This is a genomic window from Enterobacter cloacae complex sp. 382A5 (assembly GCF_050031095.1).
Taxonomy (GTDB): Bacteria; Pseudomonadota; Gammaproteobacteria; order Enterobacterales; family Enterobacteriaceae; genus Enterobacter; species Enterobacter cloacae.
In genome coordinates this window covers 1,408,909-1,433,148 of sequence record NZ_JBLGVK010000001.1, presented here as the reverse complement: position 1 = coordinate 1,433,148, position 24,240 = coordinate 1,408,909, and the positions used below count along the sequence as shown (strand labels likewise).

General features: G+C 55.1%; 23 protein-coding genes. 12 read left to right on the top strand and 11 right to left on the bottom strand.

Annotated elements, in window-relative coordinates; translation table 11 throughout:
• The first annotated feature begins 14 nt into the window (after positions 1–14).
• Positions 15–935 carry a L,D-transpeptidase gene (gene ldtB / locus ACQG2G_RS06775; RefSeq protein WP_020689864.1) on the top strand — a complete coding sequence of 307 codons (921 nt, stop codon included), beginning with the start codon at positions 15–17 and terminating at the stop codon, positions 933–935.
• Positions 936–977: 42 nt separating this feature from the next.
• Here the strand turns inward: ldtB and ACQG2G_RS06770 are convergent, their stop codons facing one another.
• The 9 genes from ACQG2G_RS06770 to mntR all read right to left on the bottom strand — a co-directional run bounded on the left by ACQG2G_RS06770 (position 978) and on the right by mntR (position 11,621).
• The gene (locus ACQG2G_RS06770) at positions 978–1,694 is read right to left on the bottom strand and encodes a GntR family transcriptional regulator (protein ID WP_013097449.1); all 717 of its coding nucleotides are present in this window, start codon (positions 1,692–1,694) and stop codon (positions 978–980) included.
• Positions 1,695–1,709: 15 nt separating this feature from the next.
• Entirely contained in the window at positions 1,710–3,032 is a 1,323-nt protein-coding gene (locus ACQG2G_RS06765) for a PTS sugar transporter subunit IIC (RefSeq protein ID WP_094085264.1), read from the bottom strand.
• Positions 3,033–3,083: 51 nt separating this feature from the next.
• Positions 3,084–4,460: a glycoside hydrolase family 1 protein gene (locus tag ACQG2G_RS06760; RefSeq protein WP_094085263.1), complete on the bottom strand. Its 1,377-nt coding sequence runs from the start codon at positions 4,458–4,460 to the stop codon at positions 3,084–3,086.
• Positions 4,461–4,607: 147 nt separating this feature from the next.
• On the bottom strand, positions 4,608–5,648 hold the full coding sequence (locus ACQG2G_RS06755; protein ID WP_094085262.1) for an aldo/keto reductase: 1,041 nt from the start codon (positions 5,646–5,648) through the stop codon (positions 4,608–4,610).
• Between the two features lie 106 nt (positions 5,649–5,754).
• Positions 5,755–7,278 carry an efflux transporter outer membrane subunit gene (locus ACQG2G_RS06750; protein ID WP_038984969.1) on the bottom strand — a complete coding sequence of 508 codons (1,524 nt, stop codon included), beginning with the start codon at positions 7,276–7,278 and terminating at the stop codon, positions 5,755–5,757.
• The gene (locus tag ACQG2G_RS06745) at positions 7,278–8,849 is read right to left on the bottom strand and encodes a DHA2 family efflux MFS transporter permease subunit (protein WP_029882858.1); all 1,572 of its coding nucleotides are present in this window, start codon (positions 8,847–8,849) and stop codon (positions 7,278–7,280) included. Before ACQG2G_RS06745 ends, ACQG2G_RS06750 begins: the two co-directional genes overlap by 1 nt.
• Positions 8,846–9,940 (bottom strand): HlyD family secretion protein, encoded by a 1,095-nt coding sequence (locus ACQG2G_RS06740; RefSeq protein WP_348595925.1) that lies wholly within the window; start codon positions 9,938–9,940, stop codon positions 8,846–8,848. Before ACQG2G_RS06740 ends, ACQG2G_RS06745 begins: the two co-directional genes overlap by 4 nt.
• A gap of 101 nt (positions 9,941–10,041) precedes the next feature.
• Positions 10,042–11,151, bottom strand: coding sequence for an anion transporter (locus ACQG2G_RS06735; RefSeq protein WP_038418965.1), 1,110 nt, complete (start codon positions 11,149–11,151; stop codon positions 10,042–10,044).
• Positions 11,148–11,621, bottom strand: a complete 474-nt coding sequence (gene mntR, locus ACQG2G_RS06730) for a manganese-binding transcriptional regulator MntR (protein ID WP_013097457.1) — start codon at positions 11,619–11,621, stop codon at positions 11,148–11,150. The genes ACQG2G_RS06735 and mntR overlap by 4 nt, the downstream gene beginning before the upstream one ends.
• Before the next feature lie 183 nt (positions 11,622–11,804).
• Between mntR and mntS the strand changes: the two genes are divergently transcribed.
• Both mntS and ACQG2G_RS06720 read left to right on the top strand, forming a co-directional pair.
• Entirely contained in the window at positions 11,805–11,933 is a 129-nt protein-coding gene (mntS, locus tag ACQG2G_RS06725; protein WP_013097458.1) for a manganase accumulation protein MntS, read from the top strand.
• Between the two features lie 283 nt (positions 11,934–12,216).
• Entirely contained in the window at positions 12,217–13,800 is a 1,584-nt protein-coding gene (locus ACQG2G_RS06720; RefSeq protein ID WP_348595926.1) for a phosphoethanolamine transferase, read from the top strand.
• A 539-nt stretch (positions 13,801–14,339) separates the two neighbouring features.
• Here ACQG2G_RS06720 and ompX read toward each other — a convergent pair.
• Positions 14,340–14,858, bottom strand: a complete 519-nt coding sequence (ompX, locus tag ACQG2G_RS06715) for an outer membrane protein OmpX (protein WP_013097460.1) — start codon at positions 14,856–14,858, stop codon at positions 14,340–14,342.
• A 354-nt stretch (positions 14,859–15,212) separates the two neighbouring features.
• On the opposite strand from ompX, the gene rhtA reads away from it, so the two are divergent.
• The 6 genes from rhtA to ybiO all read left to right on the top strand — a co-directional run bounded on the left by rhtA (position 15,213) and on the right by ybiO (position 21,823).
• Positions 15,213–16,100 carry a threonine/homoserine exporter RhtA gene (gene rhtA, locus ACQG2G_RS06710; RefSeq protein WP_058650918.1) on the top strand — a complete coding sequence of 296 codons (888 nt, stop codon included), beginning with the start codon at positions 15,213–15,215 and terminating at the stop codon, positions 16,098–16,100.
• Between the two features lie 299 nt (positions 16,101–16,399).
• Positions 16,400–16,903: a DNA starvation/stationary phase protection protein Dps gene (gene dps / locus ACQG2G_RS06705; protein WP_013097463.1), complete on the top strand. Its 504-nt coding sequence runs from the start codon at positions 16,400–16,402 to the stop codon at positions 16,901–16,903.
• Positions 16,904–17,264: 361 nt separating this feature from the next.
• Entirely contained in the window at positions 17,265–18,008 is a 744-nt protein-coding gene (gene glnH, locus ACQG2G_RS06700) for a glutamine ABC transporter substrate-binding protein GlnH (RefSeq protein WP_013097464.1), read from the top strand.
• Positions 18,009–18,101: 93 nt separating this feature from the next.
• Positions 18,102–18,761 carry a glutamine ABC transporter permease GlnP gene (glnP, locus tag ACQG2G_RS06695; protein ID WP_003858462.1) on the top strand — a complete coding sequence of 220 codons (660 nt, stop codon included), beginning with the start codon at positions 18,102–18,104 and terminating at the stop codon, positions 18,759–18,761.
• Positions 18,758–19,480, top strand: a complete 723-nt coding sequence (glnQ, locus tag ACQG2G_RS06690; protein ID WP_013097465.1) for a glutamine ABC transporter ATP-binding protein GlnQ — start codon at positions 18,758–18,760, stop codon at positions 19,478–19,480. Before glnP ends, glnQ begins: the two co-directional genes overlap by 4 nt.
• A 129-nt stretch (positions 19,481–19,609) precedes the next feature.
• The gene (gene ybiO, locus ACQG2G_RS06685; RefSeq protein WP_061771613.1) at positions 19,610–21,823 is read left to right on the top strand and encodes a mechanosensitive channel protein; all 2,214 of its coding nucleotides are present in this window, start codon (positions 19,610–19,612) and stop codon (positions 21,821–21,823) included.
• Between the two features lie 45 nt (positions 21,824–21,868).
• On the opposite strand, the gene rlmF is transcribed toward ybiO, so the two are convergent.
• On the bottom strand, positions 21,869–22,777 hold the full coding sequence (gene rlmF, locus ACQG2G_RS06680) for a 23S rRNA (adenine(1618)-N(6))-methyltransferase RlmF (RefSeq protein ID WP_061771612.1): 909 nt from the start codon (positions 22,775–22,777) through the stop codon (positions 21,869–21,871).
• A gap of 243 nt (positions 22,778–23,020) precedes the next feature.
• Between rlmF and mcbA the strand changes: the two genes are divergently transcribed.
• From mcbA to ybiJ, 3 genes are all read left to right on the top strand, one after another.
• Positions 23,021–23,287 (top strand): DUF1471 family periplasmic protein McbA, encoded by a 267-nt coding sequence (gene mcbA, locus ACQG2G_RS06675; RefSeq protein ID WP_013097469.1) that lies wholly within the window; start codon positions 23,021–23,023, stop codon positions 23,285–23,287.
• Positions 23,288–23,404: 117 nt separating this feature from the next.
• Positions 23,405–23,671, top strand: coding sequence for a DksA/TraR family C4-type zinc finger protein (locus ACQG2G_RS06670; RefSeq protein ID WP_061771611.1), 267 nt, complete (start codon positions 23,405–23,407; stop codon positions 23,669–23,671).
• Between the two features lie 285 nt (positions 23,672–23,956).
• Positions 23,957–24,217, top strand: coding sequence for a DUF1471 family protein YbiJ (gene ybiJ / locus ACQG2G_RS06665; RefSeq protein WP_013097471.1), 261 nt, complete (start codon positions 23,957–23,959; stop codon positions 24,215–24,217).
• Positions 24,218–24,240: the final 23 nt, after the last annotated feature.

The following is a 24,240-nucleotide window of genomic DNA, read 5'->3' as shown; positions in this document are numbered from 1 at the left end:
ATACCTCGCACAACATGAACATGAAATTAACAACGCTTTTTGCGGCGGCGTTAGCCGTAGTAGGTTTTTGCAAAACCGCTTCTGCGGTGACTTATCCGCTGCCGACAGACGGTAGCCGTCTGGTGGGTCAAAACCAGGTGGTGACGGTGCCTGAGGGTAACACTCAGCCGCTGGAGTATTTTGCAGCTCAGTACCAGCTGGGCCTGTCTAACATGCTGGAAGCGAACCCGGGCGTTGACCCATACCTGCCAAAAGCAGGTACCGTTCTCAACATCCCTCAGCAGCTGATCCTGCCGGATACCGTTCATGAAGGTATCGTGATTAACAGCGCGGAGATGCGTCTGTATTACTACCCGAAAGGCACTAACACGGTAATCGTGCTGCCAATCGGTATCGGTCAGCTGGGTAAAGATACCCCGCTGAACTGGACCACCAAAGTTGAACGTAAGAAAGCAGGCCCAACCTGGACCCCAACGGCGAAAATGCACGCGGAATACATCGCGGCAGGTGAACCGCTGCCAGCCGTGGTTCCGGCAGGCCCGGATAACCCAATGGGTCTGTACGCCCTGTACATCGGCCGCCTGTACGCCATCCACGGTACCAACGCTAACTTCGGTATCGGCCTGCGCGTAAGCCACGGCTGCGTGCGTCTACGTAACGACGACATCAAATTCCTGTTCGAAAACGTGCCGGTAGGTACCCGCGTCCAGTTCATCAACGAACCGGTTAAAGCGACCTCTGAGCCGGATGGCAGCCGTTACATTGAAGTGCACAACCCGCTGTCCACCAGCGAAGACCAGATCAACAATAACGAAATCGTGCCGATTACGCTGACCAGCGCGGTGCAGTCCGTGACCTCTCAGCCGGACGTGGAAACGACTATCGTTGACCAGGCTGTGCAGAACCGTTCCGGTATGCCGGTGCGTTTGAACTAATCGCGATACAGCGAAAAAAGCGGGCTTCGATGCCCGCTTTTTTTATCCGTTATTCACGATCACAATCCCGCCGTGGTCGTAACGATAATGACAGTGCGCATACTCCAGCGGCGTGCCATCTTCCAGATAGATCACCTGCTCCACCTCCAGCACCGGGTCGCTCTCCTCGCAGACCAGATGCTGCATATCCAGCGCATTCGGCTTTAGCGCCCGCACCACGCGGTACGATCCCATGATTTTCAGCCCCAGCGTCTCCTGCACATAGCGAAACACCGAGCTTTCAAGATGGCTTTTGTTCAGCCCGGGCACCAGGTTGAGCGGCATTACGGTCGCGTCCAGCGACATGGGCTCACCATTAAGCAAACGCAGACGAATGAAGTCATAGACCGGCGTATCGGCATTGATCATCAGCGAGGCCTGCTCTTTTTCGTTCGGGAAGCGCAGTTCAAAATGCACCACCTGGCTCGTTACCGTGCCCAGATGCTCCCAGGTTTTGGTCGCGCCAAAGTAGTCGCTGCCGGAGAGATCCCACTGCGACAGCTGAAGGAAGTTTTTGCGGATAAACGTCCCCTGCCCCTGACGGGTATATACCAGCCCTTCAACGATCAGCTGACGCATGGCCTGCTGAATGGTCATCCGGCTGGTATTGAACTCCGCCGCCAGCGCAAACTGGTCCGGCAGGGGTTCATTGGCGGCATACTGCTGGCTGATGATGCGTTTTTTGATTTCACGCGCTATGGTGATGTACTTCGCCGCCATCGTCCTTCCTTCTGTTTAATGTTCTATCCCGCTGTTTTTCAACGCCACTCGCTCGGCAATTTTGAGGAAAGGCAGGTAGAAGAATACACCAAATACGATGATTGCCAACTGCACCACCACCGCCCGCCAGTCACCCGCCGTTGCCAGCCAGGCGCTCAGAATTGGCGGCGTGGTCCACGGGATCATCACCACGCAGCGCGACATTAATCCCAGCGTGGTGCAGAGCCAGGCGAAGTAAATGCCAATGGCGGGCAACAGGACAAACGGGATCATTAAAGGCAGGTTAAACACAATCGGCAGGCCGAAAATCACCGGCTCGTTGATGTTGAACAGACCCGGCGCCAGCGACAGACGTGCCACCTGTTTCGCCGATTGTTGCCGCGAGAAGATAAAAATGGCGATCAGCAGTGAAATGGTGCTACCGGTACCGCCCACCATGCCAAAGGTCGGCACGAAGATGTTGTTGATGATGTGCGGGATCGGCTGGCCGTTGGCAAAGGCCAGCATGTTCTCATTGGTATTAATCAACAGGAACGGCTCCAGCACCACGCTGTTGACTACCGACTGATGAATACCCAGCGTGAAGAGGAAGTTACCAAAGCTGTAGATAAAAATCGTCCCCGGCAGGCTGGTATTGATGAGCCGCAGCGGCTGCTGGATAAAGGTGGTGATCAGGTGAATCAGATCCGTATGCAATACGTTCGCCAGCAGCGCGGCCAGAACGGCAAACAGTGAGAGCGTCAGGATGGTCGGGATCAGGGCGCTAAAAGATTTACTGACCGCCGGCGGCACGTTTTCCCCCAGTGATATTTGCAGCGCCTTAAGCCGAGAGATGGCGATAAACAGCTCCGTCGAGAGCAAGCCAATCAGCACCCCGGCGAAAATCCCGGTCGAACCAATGTTGGCGAAGGTCAGCACCTGGGTGACATTCACCGTGGTGTCGCTGCCGACGGGCGTGAGCTGCAGACGCATCGGCATCATGATAATAAAGCTGCTGACAGCGATAACCACTGCCGAGACCGGATTGTCGAAATCCTTGTTGCGCGCCAGCGACCAGGCAATCATCGGCGCCAGCAGCAGCGCGGCGATATTCAGCGTGCCATTGATGATCGCCTCGCCCCATACCTTGAAGTGCATGAGCGTGTCGCCGTCAAAAATCCATGGGAACACCACATTGTTCACCAGCACCGCCAGTCCGGCGAGGATGAAAATCGGCATCACCGTGGCGAAGGCATCGCGCAGGGAGCGAAGATGCACCTGGTTTGCCAGGCGCGCCGAGAACTCAACAAATTTATCGACAAAGGACTGCATATGCGGTGTGATTTTTGTTTCAGACATAGCGGATAGTTCCCATCAATCAGTCACAAAAACGGCCCGGCAGCGTACGGCTTACATCTCGCGTCCGTTGGTATGGATAACCTGTTTTAACCACGCGTAGCTCTTCTTCGGCACGCGTTTCAGGTCTTTAAGGTCGTGGTTTTCACGGTTGACATAGACCACGCCGTAGCGCTTACGCATGTCGCCCTGGGAGCTCAGAATGTCGATCAGCCCCCAGCCGAGATAGCCCATCACTTCTGCGCCATCCTCGAATATGGCGGCTTTCATGGCCTCGATATGCGCCCGGTGATAGTCGATGCGGTAGGTATCCTCAATCGGGTTCACGCCATCCCAGGATTCAATCACGCCAATGCCGTTTTCAATCGGGAACACCGGCATGCGCCAGTCGTTGGCGTAGCGGGTGATGATGGTGCGAAAACCGAGCGGATCGATCTGCCAGTTCCATTCGGTGGCTTTCAGGTACGGGTTATTTTTATCGCCGTACAGCAGGTAATTGTTCACCGGGGTTCCCTGCGGAATGGCATCGCTGTCCAGCGTTTTACTGGCGTAGTAGCTGAAGGCCATAAAGTCGTTTTGGGTTCTTGCGAACAGGGCCAGATCCTCGGCATGGTAGATATCGCCAAATCCTTCCTGCTCCACCACCGCCATCACCGCCGGGCTATAGCCCTGGCCGGCAAAGACGCGCAGCAGGTTCTGGTTGAGGAATTCGTCATACTGCTGGGCACAGAAGATATCGCGTGGTTTGCAGGTGGCCGGATAAACCAGCTGGTGCGCCAGCATACCGCCCATCAGCTGACCTGGCCGGGTCTGATGCAGGTACTCGGTCAGCGTCATATGCGCCACCATGGTGTGATGCTGCAACTCGTACAGCTCGCGCAGGGTTTTCTCGCCTTTCATGTAGCCGGAAATGCGGAATGCTTCCGGCATATGGAAGATGTTCTGCTCGTTGAAGGTCAGCCAGTATTTCACCCGGTCGCCGAAGCAGTCGATCATTTTTTTGCCATAGCGGATAAAGGCCTCCATGACGCGACGATCGTTAAAACCGTTGTACTCCTGCGCCAGCGCCAGCGGCATATCGAAGTGATAGAGGCAGATCATCGGCTCGATACCGCGGGCGATCAGATCGTTAATAAAGCGGTCGTAAAAGGCGATGCCCTCATCGTTGAACTCGCCGTCGCCCTGCGGACAGACCCGGCTCCAGGAGATTTGAAAGCGGTAGCAGTTCATGCCCAGATCCTGCATCAGGTCGAAATCTTCCCGGTAGCGGTGGTAGGAATCGGTCGCCACTTTCCAGTCGGAGATGTTTTCCCCCGCTTCGCGAATGTCGTACACCGACATCCCCTTCCCGCCCTCATTCCATGCCCCTTCCGTCTGCATGCTGGACACCGAGTTGCCCCATAAAAAGTTGGCTGGCAGTGATTGATTCATGGTCCCTCCCTATATGACTAGTCATTTAAATTTTATGACTAGTCATATAGGCGAAGATGTAAAAGCGATCAAAGAGGAGGATCGAATTTTGTGAGCAGAGCGGGAAAAAAAGCCCCGGTGAGCGGTGCGCCACCGGGGAAAGGAGGGTTATTGCTGTGCGAGCTGATTACGACGATATTCACCCTGCCGCTCCAGCATCCAGCCCGGATATTCGCGCGGCAGTGCGCTGACGGCATCAAGCTGTTTCAGCTCGTCTTCACTTAAACGGATCCCCGTTGCGGCGATGTTGTCATCCAGTTGATCGACGCGTTTGGCACCAATAATGACGCTGGTCACCACCTTCTGATGCAGCAGCCACGCCAGGGCGATTTGCGCGACGGAGACGCCTTTGCTTTCGGCAATAGTACGCATCACATCCACACAGTCGAAGGCGCGCTCTTTTTCCACCGGCGGGAAGTCAAACTCCAGACGACGGCCACCGGCTTCACTTTGCCCGTCGCGGCCATATTTTCCGCTCAGCAGGCCACCCGCCAGCGGGCTCCAGACCATCAGCCCGACGCCTTCGCTCTGCATCATTGGCACCAGTTCGCGCTCCAGATCACGTCCGGCGATGGTGTAATAGGCCTGCAGCGACGCGAAACGGGCCAGACCCAGTCGCTCGGAAATGCCCAGCGCTTTGGCGATCTGCCACGCGGCCCAGTTTGAGACACCGATGTAGCGCACGTGGCCGTGCTGCACCAGGTTATCCAGGGCATAAAGCATCTCTTCCATCGGCGTTGCGGGGTCGAAACCGTGAAGCTGGTAGAGATCGATATGGTCGAGCTGCATACGGCGCAGGCTCTCTTTCACGCTGCTGATAATGTGATAGCGTGAGCTGCCGCGTGAGTTCACCCCCGCCGTGCCCGTTTCGCCAAACACTTTTGTGGCCACCACCACGTTTTCGCGCTGAATTTTCAGGTTCTTGAGTGCCTGGCCGGTGATCTCCTCCGAGCGGCCTTCGGAATAGACGTTCGCGGTGTCGATGAAGTTGATCCCGGCATCCAGCGCACGGCCCACCAGCTGCTCGGCTTCACTTTGCTGCAGCTGGCCAATCTTGCCCCACATGCCACCTTCACCGCCGAAGGTCATGGTGCCAAGGCACAGTTCAGAAACAAACAGACCGGTATTGCCCAGTTTTTGATAACGCATAAGATAGTCCTCACATGTCGTTTGATGGGTGCCTGATAGTTATACCCGCCCCCTGGCCAACGCGAATGTGGCGTTCCTGTCCGTTTCTTGCCCAATCCTCTGAATATTATCCGCGCGGGGCATCGCCAAAGACGGCGTAATCCGGTAACTGCACCTGCTGATAGGGCTCCCAGCCGCCGCCAAGCGCCTTATAGAGCGCCACCAGATCGAGCGCGCTTTGCACCTGCGCCTGGGCACGTTGCTGCTCGGCCTGTGCCAGCTGCCGTTGGGCGTCGAGCACGTCGATAAAGCTGGCAATCCCCTGCCGGTAGCTGTCGCTGGCCAGATCGAAGGCGTTTTGCAGCGCATCGATGGTTTTTGCCAGACCCGCTTCACGCTGCTGATCGGTGCGGTAACTCACCAGCGCATTCTCAACATCCCCCAGCGCAGTCAGTACCGTCTGGCGATAATCCAGCACCGCCGCCCCCTGTTGCGCACGCGCCACTTTCACGCTGGAGACCAGTCTTCCGCCCTGGAAGATGGGAATGGAGACCTGCGGACCAAAACTGTAGAAGTGGCTGCTCCAGTCGGTGAGCCAGTTGGATTCGCTGTTGCGCAGGCCAAACTGCCCGGAAAGGGTAAAGCTCGGGAACAGCTCGGCCACCGACACGCCAATTTGCGCTGTGGCCGCATGGAGATTCGCTTCCGCTTCTCGCACGTCCGGACGACGTCGCGCCAGCGTGGATGGAATACCCGTTTGCACGATATCCGGCAGCGCAGGCATCGGCTGGGCCGACTGTAGTTCCGCATCCAACGCCCCCGGCGGCTTGCCGAGCAGGATCGCCAGGCCGTTCATCGCCTGCCGCTCCTGCGCCTGATATTGCGGCAGTTGTGCTTCAAGGTTGCCCAGTTGCGCCCGCGCATTTTCTACGTCCATCTGCGGAGACAGCCCTCCCCGCTGGCGACTTTCGGTCAGATCCAGCGTTTGCTGCGCACTTTTAATCTGGGTGTTCAGCGTGGCAATAATGCTCTGCGCCCCGCGCAGCTGGAGCCAGGCGCGCGCCACTTCGGCTTCAAGGGAGACCAGCGCGTCGTTACGCTGCTCAATAGCGGCTTTCTGCTGCGCTTCAGCAGCTTCAACCTGACGGCGAACTTTACCCCAGAGGTCAATCTCCCACTGGGCGTCGAAGCTGCCCTGGTAGAGGTTGATCGGCTGCGTCAGCGGTCCTAACGCACCCCTGAGTTCCGGATCGACGTTATCAAGCTGGTCGTAGACCCCATGAGACTTCAACTCACCTTCCAGGCCGAGCTGCTGGCGCGTCGCCTGCAGATTGCCGTTGACCGACGGATAAAACGCCCCGCCCGCCTGGTTAATCTGTTCACGCGCACCAGCGATGCGCAGCACCGTTTGTTGCAGGGACAAATTCCCGGCGATGGCGCGTTCAATCAGACTGTCGAGTTGCGGCGAGCCGAACGTTTTCCACCAGCGCGGGTTAGTCGCAGCGGAGGTGGTTTGTGATTTGACCGTGCTGTCGCCTTTATCGTTCCAGTGCGTGACGGCAGGCGGTGCAGGCGGCTGGTAATCCGGCCCCACGGCGCAACCTGCCAGCAGCATCATTATCATCAGGGGGTGTAAACGTCTGTGTATCATCAATGTGCTCCTGCACTCCCCTCGCTCTTAACCGGCGAGAGCAACAAACAAAACGGAATCAGGACCAGCGCCACCACGCTCAGAATGGTGAATACGTCGATATAGGCCAGGAAGCGCGACTGCTCAATCATGGTCTGGTACATGCGCCCGGTGGCAATGCCGGTCGGGTCGCCGACCTGAGTGGTAAAGTTCTGGATCGCCTGCGCGCTTTCGCGGATCGCCTGCTGGAACTGCTCGTTAAACGGCGAGGCGTGGTACGCAAGGTGCGCGCTGTGGGCCTGCGAGCGCTCGGTGATGGCCGCCGTGGAAAGCGATATGCCAATCGAGCCCGCAACGTTACGGAACATGGTGAACAGCGCCGCGGCATCCGCGTTCAGCCGCCTCGGGATAGAAATAAACGCAATGGTGGTCAGCGGGACAAACAGGAACCCCAGCCCAATCGACTGGGCGCTGCGGAACAGCACCAGCGTTTCGAAGTCGATATCCGGGGTGAGCGTGCGCGACCAGAAGAACGACACAGCCAGACAGGTAAAGCCAAAGGCGATGATCCAGCGCGTCTGCACCACCGGCATCAGCTTCAGGACCAGCGGGATGGTCAATACAATCAACACTGCGCCGGGCGACAGCACCAGCCCGGACCAGGTGGCGGTATAGCCCAGATCCTGCTGCGCCAGCTGCGGGATCACCACCGAGCTGCCGTAAAGGATCATCGCCATCCCCGCCATCAGCAGGCTGGAGATGGTAAAGTTGCGGTCCTTCATGCAGTGCAGATCAACAACCGGTTTTTTGGCATACATCAGCCAGTAAATGGCGCCAATGATGCCGACCAGCGTTAACACCGCAAAGGTGCGAATAAAGTTCGAGTAGAACCAGTCATCATCCTCGCCCCGGTCGAGCATCACCTGCAGACAGCCGAGGCCAAGCGCGATCAGGCCGATCCCCGTCCAGTCGATAGTCAGCTTCTCTTTGGCTTTACTCTCCCAGGGTGGATCTTCCAGCAGCTGGTAGATCGCCAGCACCGTCACTATCCCCACCGGGATGTTGATAAAGAACACCCAGCGCCAGGAGTAGTTGTCAGTGATCCAGCCCCCGAGCGTCGGGCCGAGTACCGGCGCAACGATAATGGCGATGGAGGAGAGACCAAACGCTTTACCCCTGTCTTCCGGTTTAAAGTAGTCAAGCAGCACCGACTGCTGCGTGGGCTGCAGGCCGCCGCCAAAAAAGCCCTGCATCACACGGAACAAGATGATTTGCCACAGCTCGGTCGCGATCCCGCACAGGAACGAGCAGACGGTGAACATCACGATGCAAATCAGGAAGAACTGCTTGCGGCCAAACACCCGGCTGAGAAATGCCGAGATGGGCAGGACGATGCCGTTAGCCACCAGGTAGCTGGTTAATACCCAGGTGGACTCGTCATAGCTGGACGAGAGCGAGCCCGCCACGTGCGGCAGCGCCACGTTGACGATGGTGGTGTCGAGGATCTCCATAAACACCGCCAGCGTGACGACAATCGCCACCGCCCACGGATTGCTGGCGGGCTTCCAGTTGTCGTGGCTGTGATCCGTCATTCCACGGTGACCTTCGGTTCCACCGACAGCCCCAGCGGCAGCGGTTTGTTCGGATCCAGCCCTTTATCAATCACGATTTTCACCGGCACGCGCTGGACAATTTTAACAAAGTTGCCGGTGGCGTTTTCCGACGGGAACGCCGAGAAACGCGAGCCGCTGCCCTGCTGGATACTGTCGACATGGCCTACAAGTGCCATATCTGGCCAGGCATCGACGGAAACCTCCACCTTATCGCCTGGCTTCATGCGCTCAAGCTGAGACTCTTTAAAGTTGGCCACCACCCAGACGTTGGGTGAGACCAGCGAGAACAGCGCCGTGCCCGCCTGTACCAGCGTACCCGGCTGCACGTTGCGCTTAGTGACAAACCCGTCGAACGGGGCGCGAACTTCGGTGTAAGAGAGGTTGAGGTTAGCGGTTTCCAGCTGCGCTTTAGCCTGATCGACCTGGCGCTCACGCGCTTCGACGTTGGTCTCCTGCTGGCGGATTTGCAGCTGTACCTGCTCCGCCACTTCCAGCTGGGCCTGCGCGCTTGCCAGAGCGGCCTGTGCACTACGCAGTTGGGCGTTGGCGGAATCAATGCTTTGTTGGGTGGTGGCACGCGGATCAACCCCGCGCTGGCGGCGATACTCCGCCTGCGCGTTGGCGAGGTCTGCCTGCGCTTTCAGCACCTGCGCTTTGGCTTCGTCGCGCTGGGCGGGGTATTGCACTTTCGAGAGCGCCAGCTGTGCCTGGGCCTGATGCAGCTGCGCAATAGCCAGGCCAAGCTGGGCCTGAGCCTGATCGCGCTGGGCGGTGGTATCACGCGGATCGATAACCACCAGCAGATCGCCCTTTTTCACGCGCTGGTTATCACGCACATGTAGCGCCGTGACATAACCCGCCGTTTTAGGGGCAATCGTCACCACATCGCCGTCGGTAAAGGCGTCGTCAGTTGTCTCTTCGTTACGGGTTAAAAACCACCAGACCAGCGCCACGATGACCATCACCACCACGACAATGCCGAGGATAATTAACGGTTTTTTGCCCGGACGCTTACGCTCATTATTGTTTTTGTCCTGCTCGTCAGCAGGCGGGTTTTGTTCTTCAGCCATAGTTCAGCAACGGTCCTGTCAGTGAGCGGCATCACACTATGCCGTTCACTAAAGCTAGGACGTTGCTATACGTTTGCCAGGAAAAACTGACAAATTGCGCACTATATGAGAAGGAATAATCCGAAACCGATCGCCGCAGCCCAGAGCAGCATGGGGATCGACCAGAGATGGAAGCGCCACCAGATGCGACGATCGTTCGCCATCCGCAGGGCAATCAGGTTGGCCAGCGAGCCGGGCAGCAGACCAAACCCGCCGATGTTAACCGCCCAGGCCAGAAGCGTGTCCGGCGGAACATAGTTGAGCAGTAAAATGGTAGAAGGCACGTTGCTGATGACCTGCGAGAGGCCAATCGCCGTCAGCCACAGCCCCGGCTGAGACAGACCGCTGACGCTGTGCAGTACGTGTTGCAGCACCGGGAGCTGGATAAGCAGATGCACGTCGATGAACATCACCATAAAGACCAGCAACAGCGTCCAGTCCACGCTCACCAGCACGCGTCGCGCCAGCACGACAAAACCAGCCGCCACGAGCAGCACGCCCGCCAGTTCATACCGCAGCTCCAGCGCAAACAGAAAGACGATATACAGCCCCAGGCAGCTCCAGACCAGACGAGGCTGCCACTGCGGGCCGGTTGTGCCGCTGTGGTATTGCAGTTTTTTATCCGGGAAGGCAAACCAGCAGACCGCCAGCAGCGACGCCATCATCACCAGCGCCAGCGGCGCCATCTGCCAGGTAAAGGCGGCGAACGATAACCCTGAACGTCCCCAGAGCAGAATGTTTTGCGGGTTGCCGATAGGGGTTAACAGCGAGCCCGCGTTGACGGCCAGCGCTTCAAAGATGATCAACCGGCTCACCGGGATCTCGCACAGCTTACGCAGGGTGAGCGTCAGCGGCACGATGATAAACAGCGCCACATCGTTGGTGAGAAAGGTCGACAGCACCGCGGCGGAGAACACCATAAACAGCGACAGCCTGCGTTCGGTGGCAAACCGGCGCACCATTTTGCGCCCCAGCACGTCAAAGTAGCCGCTCAGCTCCACCCCTTTGGTGAGCATCATTAACCCGCTCAGGGTAATAATGGTGCGCCAGTCAATCGCCGCAGGCCAGGCCTTGGGCGCAAACGGTACAAAAAGGCTTAAACCTGCACCAATAATCAATAAGAGATGAAAGAAGCGATCGCGCGTGAGGGCCTGCAGTCCAGGGATTTTCATTCAGCGGAGGAACCATATTTAAGCGTAAACTCACGAAACTTCACCAGCGTCTCTTCGCTGACGTGGTGTTCCATTCCTTCCGCATCCCGACGGGCAATCTCCGGGCTTACGCCCAGCACCAGCAAGAAGTTCTCCACCAGCTGGTGGCGCTCGCGGCTCTCCTGCGCCAGCTTCTCCCCTTCCGGCGTCAGAAAGACGCCGCGCCACGGGATCATTTCGATTAAGCCGACGGAGGCCAGACGTTTTAACATCTTCGCAACGGTTGGCTGCGAAACCCCCAGCCTGGCCGCCATATCAACCTGACGTGCTTCCCCGACCTCGCGAATCAGATCGGAAATCAGCTCAACATAATCATCAATCAGTTCACGTCGGTGGGCTTCACGCACCTGACGAAAACCTTCGACGTGCTCTTCCACATTCACCAGTTGCGTCGTTTTTCTGATTGTTGGCTTACCTGCGCGACGGTTCATTGTACTTCCTCAGTGGGGTGACGCTTCCAGCGCCCGGTATCGAGAGCGCACATTGTAAACCATACCTCTACAAGCACAAAAAATTAACGAAATAGCCATAGCTATACAATATAGCCTGTGCTATATCTGTATGTAATGCAGTCACCCTTCACGGATCGAAGGGATCAAAAATCAGGAGGTCTTATGAACGAATTCAAGAGGTGTATGACCGTGTTTACTCACTCCCCCTTCAGGGTGCGCTTAATGCTGTTGAACATGCTGTGCGATATGTTTAACAACAAGCCGCATCAGGACGACAAACCTTCCCACTAAGCGGCGTTGCGGTACGCCGCTTCATTTTGCCGTCATATTCCCGCTGTAAACTGGCCTCCGGCCGCCCTATTCCCGGTTTTTTTTACGGATTTGCAATCCTCTTCGCAAAACATCTGCTTAGCAACGGTTGATATTATTTAGCGCTCGCACTATCTTCTTGCAGCCCTGCACAATTTGCGGCTCGCTGAAGCGGACCCTCATTCCCTCTCCACGCACTGTCAGGCAGGTTATGACCCTTGACGCCAGGGTGAGCACATGGCGTTTTTATGCATGATAGTGACCTATGAATTTAACCCTGATAGACACCGTTGTTACCCGCAGTCGGGCCTTAAGTCCGTGGACGGCATTCTACTTTTTACAATCTTTGCTGATTAACTTTGCGCTGGGTTACCCCTTCAGCCTGCTGTATGCCGTTGCGTTTACCTGCATTCTGCATTTGCTGTGGCGTACCGCGCCGCGCGCGCAAAAAACGTTAGTGGGCATCTGCTCCCTGATTGCAGCGCTCTATTTCCCGTTTGGTCAGGCCTACGGTTCGCCAAACTTTAATACCCTGCTGGCGCTGCACTCGACCAACATGGAAGAGTCGACCGAGATCCTGACGATTTTCCCGTGGTACAGCTACGTGGTCGGCCTTTTTATTTTTGCGCTTGGCGTTATAGCGGTGCGTCGTAAACCCGAAGAGAAAAAAGCGTGGGGAAAAATAGAGACGCTGTGTCTGGCATTCAGCGTAGTGACCTTCTTTGTCACCCCCGTGCAAAACCTGGCCTGGGGCGGCGTGTTCAAGCTGAAGGATACCGGCTACCCGGTGTTCCGCTTTGTAAAAGACGTTGTCGTTAATAACCAGGAAGTTCTCGACGAGCAGGCGCGCATGGCTGAGCTCTCAAATATGAAAGACACCTGGAACGTGCTGGCGGTGAAGCCGAAGTACCATACCTATGTGGTCGTCATCGGCGAAAGCGCACGCCGCGATGCGATGGGCGCGTTCGGCGGACACTGGCATAACACGCCGTTCGCCAGCGCCGTCAACGGTACCCTGTTTACCGATTATATTGCGGCCAGCGGCTCGACGCAGAAATCGCTCGGCCTGACCCTGAACCGCGTTGTCGACGGCAAACCACAGTATCAGGATAACTTTGTCACGCTGGCAAACCGTGCCGGTTTTCAGACGTGGTGGTTCTCTAATCAGGGGCAAATTGGCGAATACGATACCGCCATTGCCAGCATCGCGAAGCGTGCCGATGAAGTGCAGTTCCTGAAAAACGGGGATTTTGAAGCCGATAAAAATACCAAAGACGAAGCATTGCTCAAGATGACGGCACAGGTTTTTGCCACGCAGCGCACGCAGCCACAACTGATCGTCCTGCACCTGATGGGTTCGCACCCTCAGGCCTGTGACCGCACGCAGGGGAAATACGCCGAGTTTGTGCAATCTAAAGAGACCTCTTGCTATCTGTACACCATGACGCAAACCGACGAGCTGCTCAGCAAGCTGTACGATCAGCTACGTAATACGGGTGAGAGTTTCTCGATGGTTTATTTCTCGGATCACGGGCTGGCGTTTAAAGAGCGCGGTAAAGAGGTGCAGTATCTGGCGCACGACGATAAATTCCAGCAGAACTTCCAGGTACCGTTTATGGTGCTGTCGAGTGATGACAAGAAGCATCGTATTATCACCGCGCGCCGCTCGGCCAATGATTTCCTGACGTTCTTCTCGCAGTGGACGGGGATTTCAGCAGAGCAGATCAAAAATGCTTACCCGTTTATGTCAAACAAGAAAGCTCCCCCAGTGTACGTTACCAACTTCAAGTTACAGAAAGTTGACTATAACCATTTGGGTACGGATATTTTCGATATAAAGAGTAAGTAAGCTGTACGATCTGATGCCCTCACCCTGGCCCTCTCCCACGGGAGAGGGATCCCCATACAAAAAGCGTCTACGGACGGCCCCCTCTCCTCTTAGGGGAGAGGGCTGGGGTGAGGGGGAACATACAGCTCTGGTGGTCATTCCGTTCACTTTATGTTCCTTGCTACTCTGTAACAACATGACCCGTGAACGTGCCAGGGTGGCTCAATCGCCACCACCCTGGCGACCCGGGCTCCCGGCGGTAAATCGCCGCTTCGCGGTACCTTCGGCTTATTCCTTCCGGCTTATCGGGGACGGGCGGATGTAACGTCCCTGTAAAGCCGCCCTCTCGGCGCATCCATGCGCCTCGCCCCGGCCTGCAGGAAACGCCTCAGCGATTTACAGCCGGACCAGGGCATCGCTGAATGCCCTCAGTCATTCTGAAGGCAGCGTTATTGTTTCTGTTTGTGAATGACTGGGGAACCCTCAGCCCACAGGGATAGAGAAAAAGGTTAAAAAAAATCCGCCACATGGGCGGATTTTTTACTGGCTCACCGAAGTGATTAGAAGCGGTAACCTACGCCCGCGATCCAGGTGCCAACGTCAACGTTGCGGATACGGCTCTGCTCATAGGAGAAGTCCAGAGCAACGTCTTCGATTGGGTTGAACTGCAGACCCGCGCCATAGGAGAAGCCGTAGTCGCTGTTGCTTGCAGTGCGGTTCAGACCCTGGTTTTCGGTCTGCTGGAATTTACCGTAGCCAACACCTACAACACCGTAGATGCTTGCCCAGTCGTTGATACGGTAAGCTGGACCAGCGGTGATGCCGTAGTACTGGCCTTTGTTGTATGCGCCGTTTTCAGAACGATCTTTCTCGGTGTAGGTGAAAGAACCGATCACGCCCAGTGGGTTGTTATCCTGCTCGTAACGATACTTCAGGTTGAAACCGTTAGCTTTGTTCATTACGCCCTGCATATCGCTCTGAGCGTAACCACCGGTAACAGTGGAAGTAGCAGCTACAGCGGTACCTGCGGAAACAGCCAGTACAGCGGCCAGTGCTGAAAGACATGCAATTTTTTTCATAACCACCTCAAATGTGCTTCAAGTAAATCCGTAAGTTTTAAATATATCAAAAAAATTTGCGAAACTCTTTGTGATTCGTGATGTCTAACGGGACCTTTCCTGTAACAGAACGTTTCCAGCATCAGTTATCTTGTTCAAATCACAAAGGATTTCTGTTGCTAAATACTCATACTGCGCGTCAACGCCGTTACATTCATCCAGATTATTCCTAATCTGACAGGCGATAAAACCAGCAACGCTTATCCATTTTACGGATTTTCCCTGGTTTTTTTTCAACAGTAGCTCAACCGTTGCGCCATATTTCAATTACACTGCGGCTTTTACCCTATTTGACAAAAATTGACAGGAGAAAGGATGCCAGGGATATCCCGCACGTCATCGGTATGGATGCCGGTTGCTGTAATTCTGATTGCGATGCTGTCCATACAGAGTGGCGCGTCCCTCGCGAAATCGCTCTTTCCACTGGTAGGCGCACCGGGCGTCACTGCCCTGCGTATCGCTTTGGGTACCCTGATCCTCGTGGTCATTTTTAAACCCTGGCGGTTGCGCGTCAAAAAAGAGCAGCGCCTCCCGCTGCTCTTCTACGGGCTGGCGCTGGGGGCCATGAACTATATGTTCTATCTCTCTATCCAGACCATTCCGCTGGGGATTGCCGTCGCGCTGGAATTTACCGGCCCGCTGGCGGTGGCCCTTTTCTCCTCCCGACGGCCTGTCGATTTTATCTGGGTGGTGCTAGCGGTTGTGGGGTTGTGGTTCCTCTTGCCACTGGGCCAGAGCGTCTCTGAAATCGACCTGACGGGTGCCGCGCTGGCTCTGGGCGCCGGAGCCTGCTGGGCGGTGTATATCCTTACGGGTCAGCGCGCTGGCGAAGAGCACGGCCCGGCGACCGTCGCGCTGGGCTCGCTCATTGCCGCCATCATCTTTGTTCCGCTGGGTATGGCTCAGGCGACGGACTCTATCTGGCAGTGGTCAGTAATGCCGGTGGGTTTTGCTGTCGCCATCCTCTCAACGGCTCTGCCTTATTCACTGGAGATGATTGCCCTCACGCGGCTGCCGACGCGCATCTTCGGTACCCTGATGAGCATGGAGCCTGCACTGGCCGCCATCTCCGGTATGGTATTCCTTGGGGAAACCCTCACCTTTACCCAGACGCTGGCGCTGTGCTCCATTATTGCGGCGTCGATGGGGTCAACGCTCACCATGCGCCCTGAGCCAAAAGTTGAGAAAGTGGACATCCGCTAATACCGTATATCCTGCATGGCCTCGGTGCCATGCAGAATAAAGGCCAGTTCTGTATTATTTATAATTTCTTACATTCTTCGTCATCGAAAAGTCATATTTCTCTCGCCCTTAATGGGAAATAGAGAATTAAGATTGATCTGTGTCAATTTTAAAAAATACCATACAGTTCAATCAGTTAATAATTCAACTCCCTTCTTGCTATTAAACCAATAGGCACAGCCAAACCGCAGGGAAAAAATCCGGTGCTATACTTAGTTCCGTAATTACCTGGGACATAAACATCAAGAGGATATGAGATTATGAGTACCGCTAAACTGGTGAAAACGAAAGCGTCTAATCTGCTTTATACCCGTAACGATGTATCGGACAGCGACAAAAAAGCAACGATTGAGTTGCTGAATCGCCAGGTGATCCAGTTCATCGATCTTTCGCTGATCACCAAACAGGCCCACTGGAATATGCGCGGTGCAAACTTTATTGCCGTTCATGAAATGCTGGATGGCTTCCGCACAGCACTGGTCACCCACCTGGACACCATGGCCGAACGTGCCGTGCAGTTAGGCGGTGTGGCGTTGGGTACCACGCAGGTGATTAACAGCAAAACGCCACTGAAAAGCTATCCGCTGGATATTCACACCGTTCAGGATCACCTGAAAGAGCTGGCAGACCGTTATGCGATTGTGGCTAACGACGTGCGTAAAGCGATTAGCCAGGCTAAAGACGAAGATACTGCGGATATCTTCACTGCCGCGTCTCGCGACCTGGATCAATTCCTGTGGTTTATCGAATCTAACATCGAATAATCCATACGAATTTTCTATCAAACCCTCGCCTCCGGTGAGGGTTTTGCACATTTATGGTGCACACTTTTCCACTGAGACGCTGCAAAAGTGAAAGAAATGTAATAATCACCTCACACAACCGTTAACGGAAGATTGTTTTTTCATCATTATTTGCGCTAAATATCTCCCCGTCAGTTGAGCCAAACGACGCGCACCAAAACGGTGCTCCACCTTGGTGCAATCAGACATCATTGCCACGTTTATTGTGCAATGCATGACATCCTCCCCTTTGCAAAACAACAGCTTGTAAAGTTGGCACGATTTTTTCATTGTGCCTTTCGTTCTCGCAGGGGATCGCCCCGTGGATATAAAAGGAAATGCTATGAAGTCTGTATTAAAAGTTTCACTGGCTGCACTTACCCTGGCTTTTGCGGTCTCTTCTCAGGCCGCCGATAAACTGGTTGTAGCCACCGACACGGCGTTTGTTCCGTTTGAATTCAAACAGGGTGATAAATACGTTGGTTTTGATGTGGATCTGTGGGCCGCAATCGCAAAAGAACTCAAACTGGATTACACCCTGAAGCCAATGGACTTCAGCGGTATCATCCCGGCACTGCAAACCAAAAACGTAGACCTGGCCCTGGCAGGCATCACCATTACTGATGAGCGTAAAAAAGCGATCGACTTCTCTGACGGCTACTACAAAAGCGGCCTGCTGGTGATGGTCAAAGCTGACAATAACGACGTTAAAAGCGTGAAAGATCTCGACGGTAAAGTGGTGGCGGTGAAGAGCGGCACCGGCTCCGTTGATTACGCGAAAGCGAACATCAAAACCAAAGATCTGCGCCAGTTCCCGAACATCGATAACGCCTATATGGAACTTGGCACCAACCGTGCTGACGCGGTTCTGCACGATACGCCTAACATCCTCTATTTCATCAAAACCGCAGGTAACGGTAAGTTCAAAGCGGTCGGTGAGTCTCTGGAAGCACAGCAGTACGGTATTGCCTTCCCGAAAGGCAGCGACGACCTGCGTACGAAAGTTAACGGCGCGCTGAAAACCCTGAAAGAGAACGGCACGTATAACGAAATCTACAAAAAATGGTTCGGTACCGAGCCTAAATAATTTTACCTGAATTCAGGTTTGTAACGCCCGGTGACGCTCACGCTTACCGGGCCTACGTTTTTCGTTTTTCACCACGGTATACAGGAATACATCATGCAGTTTGACTGGAGCGCCATCTGGCCTGCCATTCCTCTCTTGCTTGAAGGCGCTAAAATGACCCTGTGGATTTCGGTCCTCGGTCTGGTTGGCGGGTTGATTATCGGTCTTGTCGCCGGTTTCGCCCGCACCTACGGTGGCTGGATTGCAAACCACATCGCACTGGTTTTCATCGAAGTGATCCGCGGCACGCCTATTGTCGTACAGGTCATGTTCATCTACTTCGCCCTGCCAATGGCCTTCACCGACCTGCGCATCGACCCGTTCAGCGCCGCCGTCGTGACCATTATGATCAACTCAGGTGCCTACATCGCGGAAATTACGCGCGGTGCGGTGCTGTCGATTCATAAAGGTTTCAGTGAAGCGGGTCTGGCGTTAGGCCTTTCGCGTCGCGAAACCATCCGTCATGTGATTCTGCCTCTGGCGCTGCGCCGCATGCTGCCACCGCTGGGCAACCAGTGGATCATCAGTATCAAAGACACGTCGCTGTTCATCGTTATTGGCGTTGCTGAACTGACCCGCCAGGGCCAGGAGATCATTGCTGGCAACTTCCGTGCGCTGGAAATCTGGAGTGCGGTAGCCGTTGTCTACCTGATTATCACTCTGGTTCTGAGCTTCGTTCTGCGTCGTCTTGAAAGAAGGATGAAAATCCTGTGATTGAATTTAAAAACGTATCCAAGCACTTTGGTCCAACCCAGGTGCTGCACAATATCGATCTGAGCATCAAACAGGGTGAAGTGGTTGTCATTATCGGGCCCTCTGGCTCCGGTAAATCCACGCTGCTGCGCTGCATCAATAAGCTGGAAGAGATCACCAGTGGCGATCTGATCGTCGATGGTCTGAAGGTAAATGATCCAAAAGTGGATGACCGTCTGATTCGTCAGGAAGCGGGCATGGTGTTCCAGCAGTTTTACCTGTTCCCGCACCTGACGGCGCTGGAAAACGTGATGTTTGGCCCGCTGCGCGTACGCGGTGCCAACAAAGCGGCGGCGGAAGCGCTGGCTAAAGATCTGCTGGCGAAAGTGGGCCTCGCAGAACGTGCTCACCACTACCCTTCTGAACTTTCCGGTGGACAACAGCAGCGTGTGGCTATCGCCCGCGCGCTGGCGGTTAAACCGAAAATGATGCTGTTTGATGAGCCAACCTCCGCACTCGACCCGGAGCTGCGCCACGAGGTGCTGAAAGTCATGCAGGATCTGGCCGAAGAAGGCATGACGATGGTGATCGTGACCCACGAAATCGGCTTCGCCGAGAAAGTGGCGTCCCGCCTTATCTTCATTGATAAAGGCCGTATCGCAGAAGACGGTAACCCGCAGGCGCTGATTGCAAACCCGCCAAGCCAGCGTTTGCAGGAGTTTCTGCAGCACGTCTCCTGAATGCCAGACCTCTGAAATACAAAGCCGGGCATGCCCGGCTTTTTTACGCCAGATTGTTCCCAAAACACGCCCTCCGCTCCCTGCCCTCTATACTTATCATTTTGTTCGACATTTTCACCGGAGGGCACCGTGCCGTGGATCCTGCTGTTGTTGCTTAGCTTGTTTAGTGCGCCATCGATAGCCGTTGCTATCCCCGGCGTCACTACCGGAACGTCCACTGCGCAGCAAAAAACGCCTCCACCGGAACCGGATGCAGAAGAGAAAAAAGCCGCCTACAGTGCCCTTGCCGATGTGCTGGAAAACGACACCTCCCGGCAAGAGTTAGTCGATCAGCTGCGAAAAATTGCCGCCACACCGCCCCAGGAGCCCGTTCCAACCATCACCCCGCCGCCGGTAGAAGAGCAAAAGACGGTGCTGGAAAATGTGACCGAGGTTAGCCGCCACTATGCCGATGCCCTCTCCTCGCGCTTTGCCCAGCTCTATCGCAACCTGATGGGCTCTTCGCACAAGCCCTTTAACCCCCGGACGTTTACCGCGGCTGCCACGCAATTTTTACTGCTGGCGTCCGCCATCTTCATTTTTTACTGGCTGGTGCGCCTGTGCGCGTGGCCCCTGTACCGAAAAATGGGGCAATGGGGTCGCAAGAAGAATCAGCAGAAAAGCAGCTGGTTGCATCTGCCGCTGATGATCGCCGCCGCGTTTATCATTGATTTACTGCTGCTGGCGCTGACGTTGTTTACAGGGCAATTGCTGGCCGACAGGCTAAATACCGGCAACAAAACTATCGCCTTCCAGCAGGCGCTGTTCCTGAATGCCTTCGCCGTAATTGAGTTCTTTAAGGCGCTGCTGCGGCTGATATTTTGCCCACGCGTGCCGGATCTTCGCCCTTTCACTATTCGGGATAGCAGCGCCAGATACTGGGCGCTGCGTCTGAGCGTGCTCAGCGGGTTGATTGGCTATGGTCTGCTGGTTGCCGTGCCAATCATCTCCAACCAGGTGAACGTCCAGTCTGGTGCGCTGGCGAATGTGCTGATTATGATCTGCATTACCGTCTGGGCGCTCTACCTCATCTTCCATAACAAAAAGACGATCACCGAGAGCTTGCTGCATCTGGCCGACCGTTCCCTTTCGTTCTTTAGCCTCTTTATTCGCGCTTTTGCCCTGGTGTGGCACTGGCTGGCCAGCACTTACTTCATTGTGCTGTGCTTCTTCTCGCTGTTCGATCCCGGCAACAGCCTGAAATTTATGATGGGTGCCACGTTTAAAAGCCTGGCCATTATTGGCGTCGCGGCCTTTGTTTCCGGCCTGCTCTCTCGCTGGCTATCGAAAACCATTACCTTGTCTGCGCAGGTCCAGCGCAATTACCCGGAGCTGCAAAAACGGGTGAACGGCTGGCTCTCGGTTTCACTGAAGGTGGCGCGCATTCTCACCGTCTGTGTGGCGATTATGCTGCTGCTCAATGCCTGGGGACTGTTCGATTTCTGGAACTGGCTGCACAACGGCGCGGGGGAAAAGACCGTTGATATTTTAATTCGTATCGCGCTGATCCTGTTCTTCTCTGCCGTAGGCTGGACGCTGCTGGCCAGCCTGATTGAGAACCGCCTGGTCTCTGACATTCACGGCAGGCCGCTGCCAAGCGCGCGTGCCCGCACCTTGCTCACCCTGTTCCGCAACGCGCTGGCGGTTATCATCAGTACCATCACGATTATGATTGTGCTTTCGGAAATTGGCGTGAATATCGCGCCACTGCTGGCCGGTGCGGGTGCGCTGGGTCTGGCTATCTCCTTCGGCTCGCAGACGCTGGTGAAGGACATCATCACCGGTATCTTTATTCAGTTTGAAAACGGCATGAACACCGGGGATCTGGTGACCATCGGGCCGCTGACCGGCACCGTTGAGCGAATGTCGATTCGATCCGTCGGCGTGCGCCAGGACACCGGGGCGTACCACATTATTCCGTGGTCATCGATTACCACCTTCGCCAACTTCGTCCGGGGTATTGGCTCGGTGGTGGCAAATTACGATGTCGATCGTCATGAAGATGCCGATAAAGCCAAGCAGGCGCTGCGGAACGCGGTAGATGAGATGATGGCCATGGAGGATATTCGCGGCCTGGTGATTGGCGAGCCGTCGTTTGCCGGTATTGTCGGGCTGACCAACACCGCCTTTACCCTGCGCGTGTCGTTCACTACCCAGCCGCTCAAACAGTGGACGGTACGTTTTGCCCTCGACAGCATGGTGAAAAAACACTTTGATCTGGCGGATGTGCGTATGCCGGTGCAGACGTATCAGGTGCTGCCGCCGCCCGCCTCGCCGCTCCCGCCGCAGGAGCCGACGCTGTAACCGAGCCGGGTGGCGGCTTCGCCTTACCCGGCTTACGACGGCATGCTATTTGCGACGTTTGTTATCGTCCATAAACGTCCAGGCAATAAAGCGGCTCTGTTTTTGTCCCTGCGCCATCTCTTTTTTCACCACCTTCACGGCGCCGGCTTCGGTCAGCGCGCGGTAGAGCGGCGGCAGGTTATCGCCGCGCGAAACCAGGGTGGTAAACCATTTCACCTGACGGGCAAACTGTTTACTTTCCGCGATCATGCGCAGGATAAACGCCACCTCGCCCCCTTCGCACCACAGCTCCTGTTGCTGGCCGCCGAAGTTGAGCGCGCCATCTTCAGCCTGACCCAGATTGCGACGCTTACGTTCGCTCCCGGCCCGGGCGGCAGCCGCTGAATCATGGAATGGCGGGTTGCAGAGGGTGGCGTCGTAGTGCTCGTTCTTGTGGATAATGCCGTTGAAAATAGAGGCGGCATCTTTCTGACGGCGTAAGCGAATAGACCGACTTAAGCCAGGATTGGCATTAATGATCGCCTGCGCGCTGGCAAACGCCTCAGCGCCAATTTCGCTCCCGGTAAAGCGCCAGTGATATTCATTCACGCCGATGAGCGGATAAATCAGGTTCGCGCCGGTCCCAATATCCAGAACCGTGGCCTGCTGAGGAATAACGCCGCCACGATCGTCAGCCAGCAGATCGGCAAGATAGTGGAGATAGTCGGCACGCCCCGGCACGGGCGGACAGAGAAAGCCTTCCGGGATATCCCAGTGCGTAACGCCGTAAAAATGCGCCAGCAGGGCTTTATTCAGCATTTTTACCGCCTGCGGGTCGGCAAAGTTGACCGAAGGCTCACCGGCTGGGGTCTGCACGATGTAGTCCTGCAGCGGAGGGCAACTCTGGCATAACGCCTTCATGTCATAGCGGCTGCGGTGGCGATTTCGCGGGTGTAATCCCGGCTTGGAAGTCATGGCATTCTCCTTTAAACAGCGGCGTAAGATACCCTGTGCGGGAGCAACGGTAAATATCTCTCTGCTGTGCGCAAAAAAACGCCATAAATCAGTGACCTTTATGTCGCTGATCTGTCAGCGAATTGTCAATTTATATCGTTCAAAAAATAAGCAGATCATCATCAAATTTTTGCGCTAAATCACACTCGTCAGGCTTCTAAACTTAAAGGGAATCACCTGTTGTTTCCCCCTGAGGATGTGATTATGAAAAAATACCTGACTCTTGTTGTTATCGCTGGCGCGCTGGCGAGTGCGTCATTTTCTGCCATGGCCGTTCAGTCACTGACCGAAAGTACCGATACCAGCCAGCTGCGCCCCGCAGGCACCGTCTCGGTAAGCCGTGCAAGTAACCTTGACGATCTGCAAAACAAGCTGGCCGAAAAAGCGCGCGAAGAAGGTGCGAAAGGCTTCGTGGTGAATTCCGCTGGCGGCGATAACCATATGTATGGCACAGCAACCATCTATAAATAAGTTCCCCTTCCGAGAACCACTGCATCTGGCTGACAGATGCAGTTCTCACCCCCCGTCTTGACTGTACGTTTTTTGACCCCATATGAATAAGATACACACCGAACGTGAGGATAAGCCATGGCTTCCGGATGGGCGAATGATGACGCCGTTAACGAACAGATCAACAGTACCATTGAAGATGCCGTTGCCCGTGCTCGCGGTGAAATTCCGCGCGGGGAAAGTTTAACGGAATGTGAAGAGTGCGGAGAAACGATTCCGGAAGCGCGCCGTAAAGCCATGCCCGGCGTACGGTTATGCGTCTCCTGTCAGCAGGATAAAGATTCAAAAAACAAATCACATTCAGGATATAATCGCAGAGGATCGAAAGACAGCCAGTTACGTTGACTTTCCTTTACCGAAGTTCACCGCGCAAGCGATTTCCTTTACGCTCACGATTTTTTAACAGGCGCGTAGCAAAATGTGCCATGAATCATGCGTCTGTAAACCGGAGCGACAAGAACTGTAAATTGCCCTTCTGAATTTATTAATATTCAATAAGTTATTTGTCATTCAATTTTTTTGAGCAACCACGTCAATTCTCTTCGATTTTATCTGCCGAAAAAAAACGTGATACTTATCACATCGACGGAACATCGTCCCCTTAACAGAAAAACCTGCGAGAGATTAATTATGAAAACCATCAAATATGCTGTTGCTGCTGTTGCCCTGTCCGCTCTGTCTTTTGGCGCTTTCGCTGTAGAGCCCGTTTCTTCTGCTCAGGCACAGAACATGAATAAAGTAGGTGTGGTGAGTGCTGATGGCGCAACCACGCTGGACGGTCTGGAAGCCAAACTGGCTGAAAAAGCCGCTGCGGCCGGTGCAAGCGGATACACCATCACCTCCGCTAACGGCAATAACAAGCTGAGCGGCACTGCGGTTATCTACAAATAATCGACTGAATTAATGCTCCACCC

What these genes read in the sequence shown, in the direction of transcription:
- mntR (WP_013097457.1), bottom strand. Translation starts at nt 11,621, where the DNA reads ATGAACCGTCGCGCAGGTAAGCCAACAATCAGAAAAACGACGCAACTG.
- glnH (WP_013097464.1), top strand. Translation starts at nt 17,265, where the DNA reads ATGAAGTCTGTATTAAAAGTTTCACTGGCTGCACTTACCCTGGCTTTT.
- ACQG2G_RS06765 (WP_094085264.1), bottom strand. Translation starts at nt 3,032, where the DNA reads ATGTCTGAAACAAAAATCACACCGCATATGCAGTCCTTTGTCGATAAA.
- ACQG2G_RS06720 (WP_348595926.1), top strand. Translation starts at nt 12,217, where the DNA reads ATGAATTTAACCCTGATAGACACCGTTGTTACCCGCAGTCGGGCCTTA.
- ACQG2G_RS06735 (WP_038418965.1), bottom strand. Translation starts at nt 11,151, where the DNA reads ATGAAAATCCCTGGACTGCAGGCCCTCACGCGCGATCGCTTCTTTCAT.
- rlmF (WP_061771612.1), bottom strand. Translation starts at nt 22,777, where the DNA reads ATGACTTCCAAGCCGGGATTACACCCGCGAAATCGCCACCGCAGCCGC.
- ybiJ (WP_013097471.1), top strand. Translation starts at nt 23,957, where the DNA reads ATGAAAACCATCAAATATGCTGTTGCTGCTGTTGCCCTGTCCGCTCTG.
- ACQG2G_RS06670 (WP_061771611.1), top strand. Translation starts at nt 23,405, where the DNA reads ATGGCTTCCGGATGGGCGAATGATGACGCCGTTAACGAACAGATCAAC.
- ACQG2G_RS06740 (WP_348595925.1), bottom strand. Translation starts at nt 9,940, where the DNA reads ATGGCTGAAGAACAAAACCCGCCTGCTGACGAGCAGGACAAAAACAAT.
- mntS (WP_013097458.1), top strand. Translation starts at nt 11,805, where the DNA reads ATGAACGAATTCAAGAGGTGTATGACCGTGTTTACTCACTCCCCCTTC.
- ACQG2G_RS06770 (WP_013097449.1), bottom strand. Translation starts at nt 1,694, where the DNA reads ATGGCGGCGAAGTACATCACCATAGCGCGTGAAATCAAAAAACGCATC.
- ACQG2G_RS06760 (WP_094085263.1), bottom strand. Translation starts at nt 4,460, where the DNA reads ATGAATCAATCACTGCCAGCCAACTTTTTATGGGGCAACTCGGTGTCC.
- mcbA (WP_013097469.1), top strand. Translation starts at nt 23,021, where the DNA reads ATGAAAAAATACCTGACTCTTGTTGTTATCGCTGGCGCGCTGGCGAGT.
- ACQG2G_RS06755 (WP_094085262.1), bottom strand. Translation starts at nt 5,648, where the DNA reads ATGCGTTATCAAAAACTGGGCAATACCGGTCTGTTTGTTTCTGAACTG.
- glnP (WP_003858462.1), top strand. Translation starts at nt 18,102, where the DNA reads ATGCAGTTTGACTGGAGCGCCATCTGGCCTGCCATTCCTCTCTTGCTT.
- rhtA (WP_058650918.1), top strand. Translation starts at nt 15,213, where the DNA reads ATGCCAGGGATATCCCGCACGTCATCGGTATGGATGCCGGTTGCTGTA.
- ompX (WP_013097460.1), bottom strand. Translation starts at nt 14,858, where the DNA reads ATGAAAAAAATTGCATGTCTTTCAGCACTGGCCGCTGTACTGGCTGTT.
- ACQG2G_RS06750 (WP_038984969.1), bottom strand. Translation starts at nt 7,278, where the DNA reads ATGATACACAGACGTTTACACCCCCTGATGATAATGATGCTGCTGGCA.
- ACQG2G_RS06745 (WP_029882858.1), bottom strand. Translation starts at nt 8,849, where the DNA reads ATGACGGATCACAGCCACGACAACTGGAAGCCCGCCAGCAATCCGTGG.
- ldtB (WP_020689864.1), top strand. Translation starts at nt 15, where the DNA reads ATGAACATGAAATTAACAACGCTTTTTGCGGCGGCGTTAGCCGTAGTA.
- dps (WP_013097463.1), top strand. Translation starts at nt 16,400, where the DNA reads ATGAGTACCGCTAAACTGGTGAAAACGAAAGCGTCTAATCTGCTTTAT.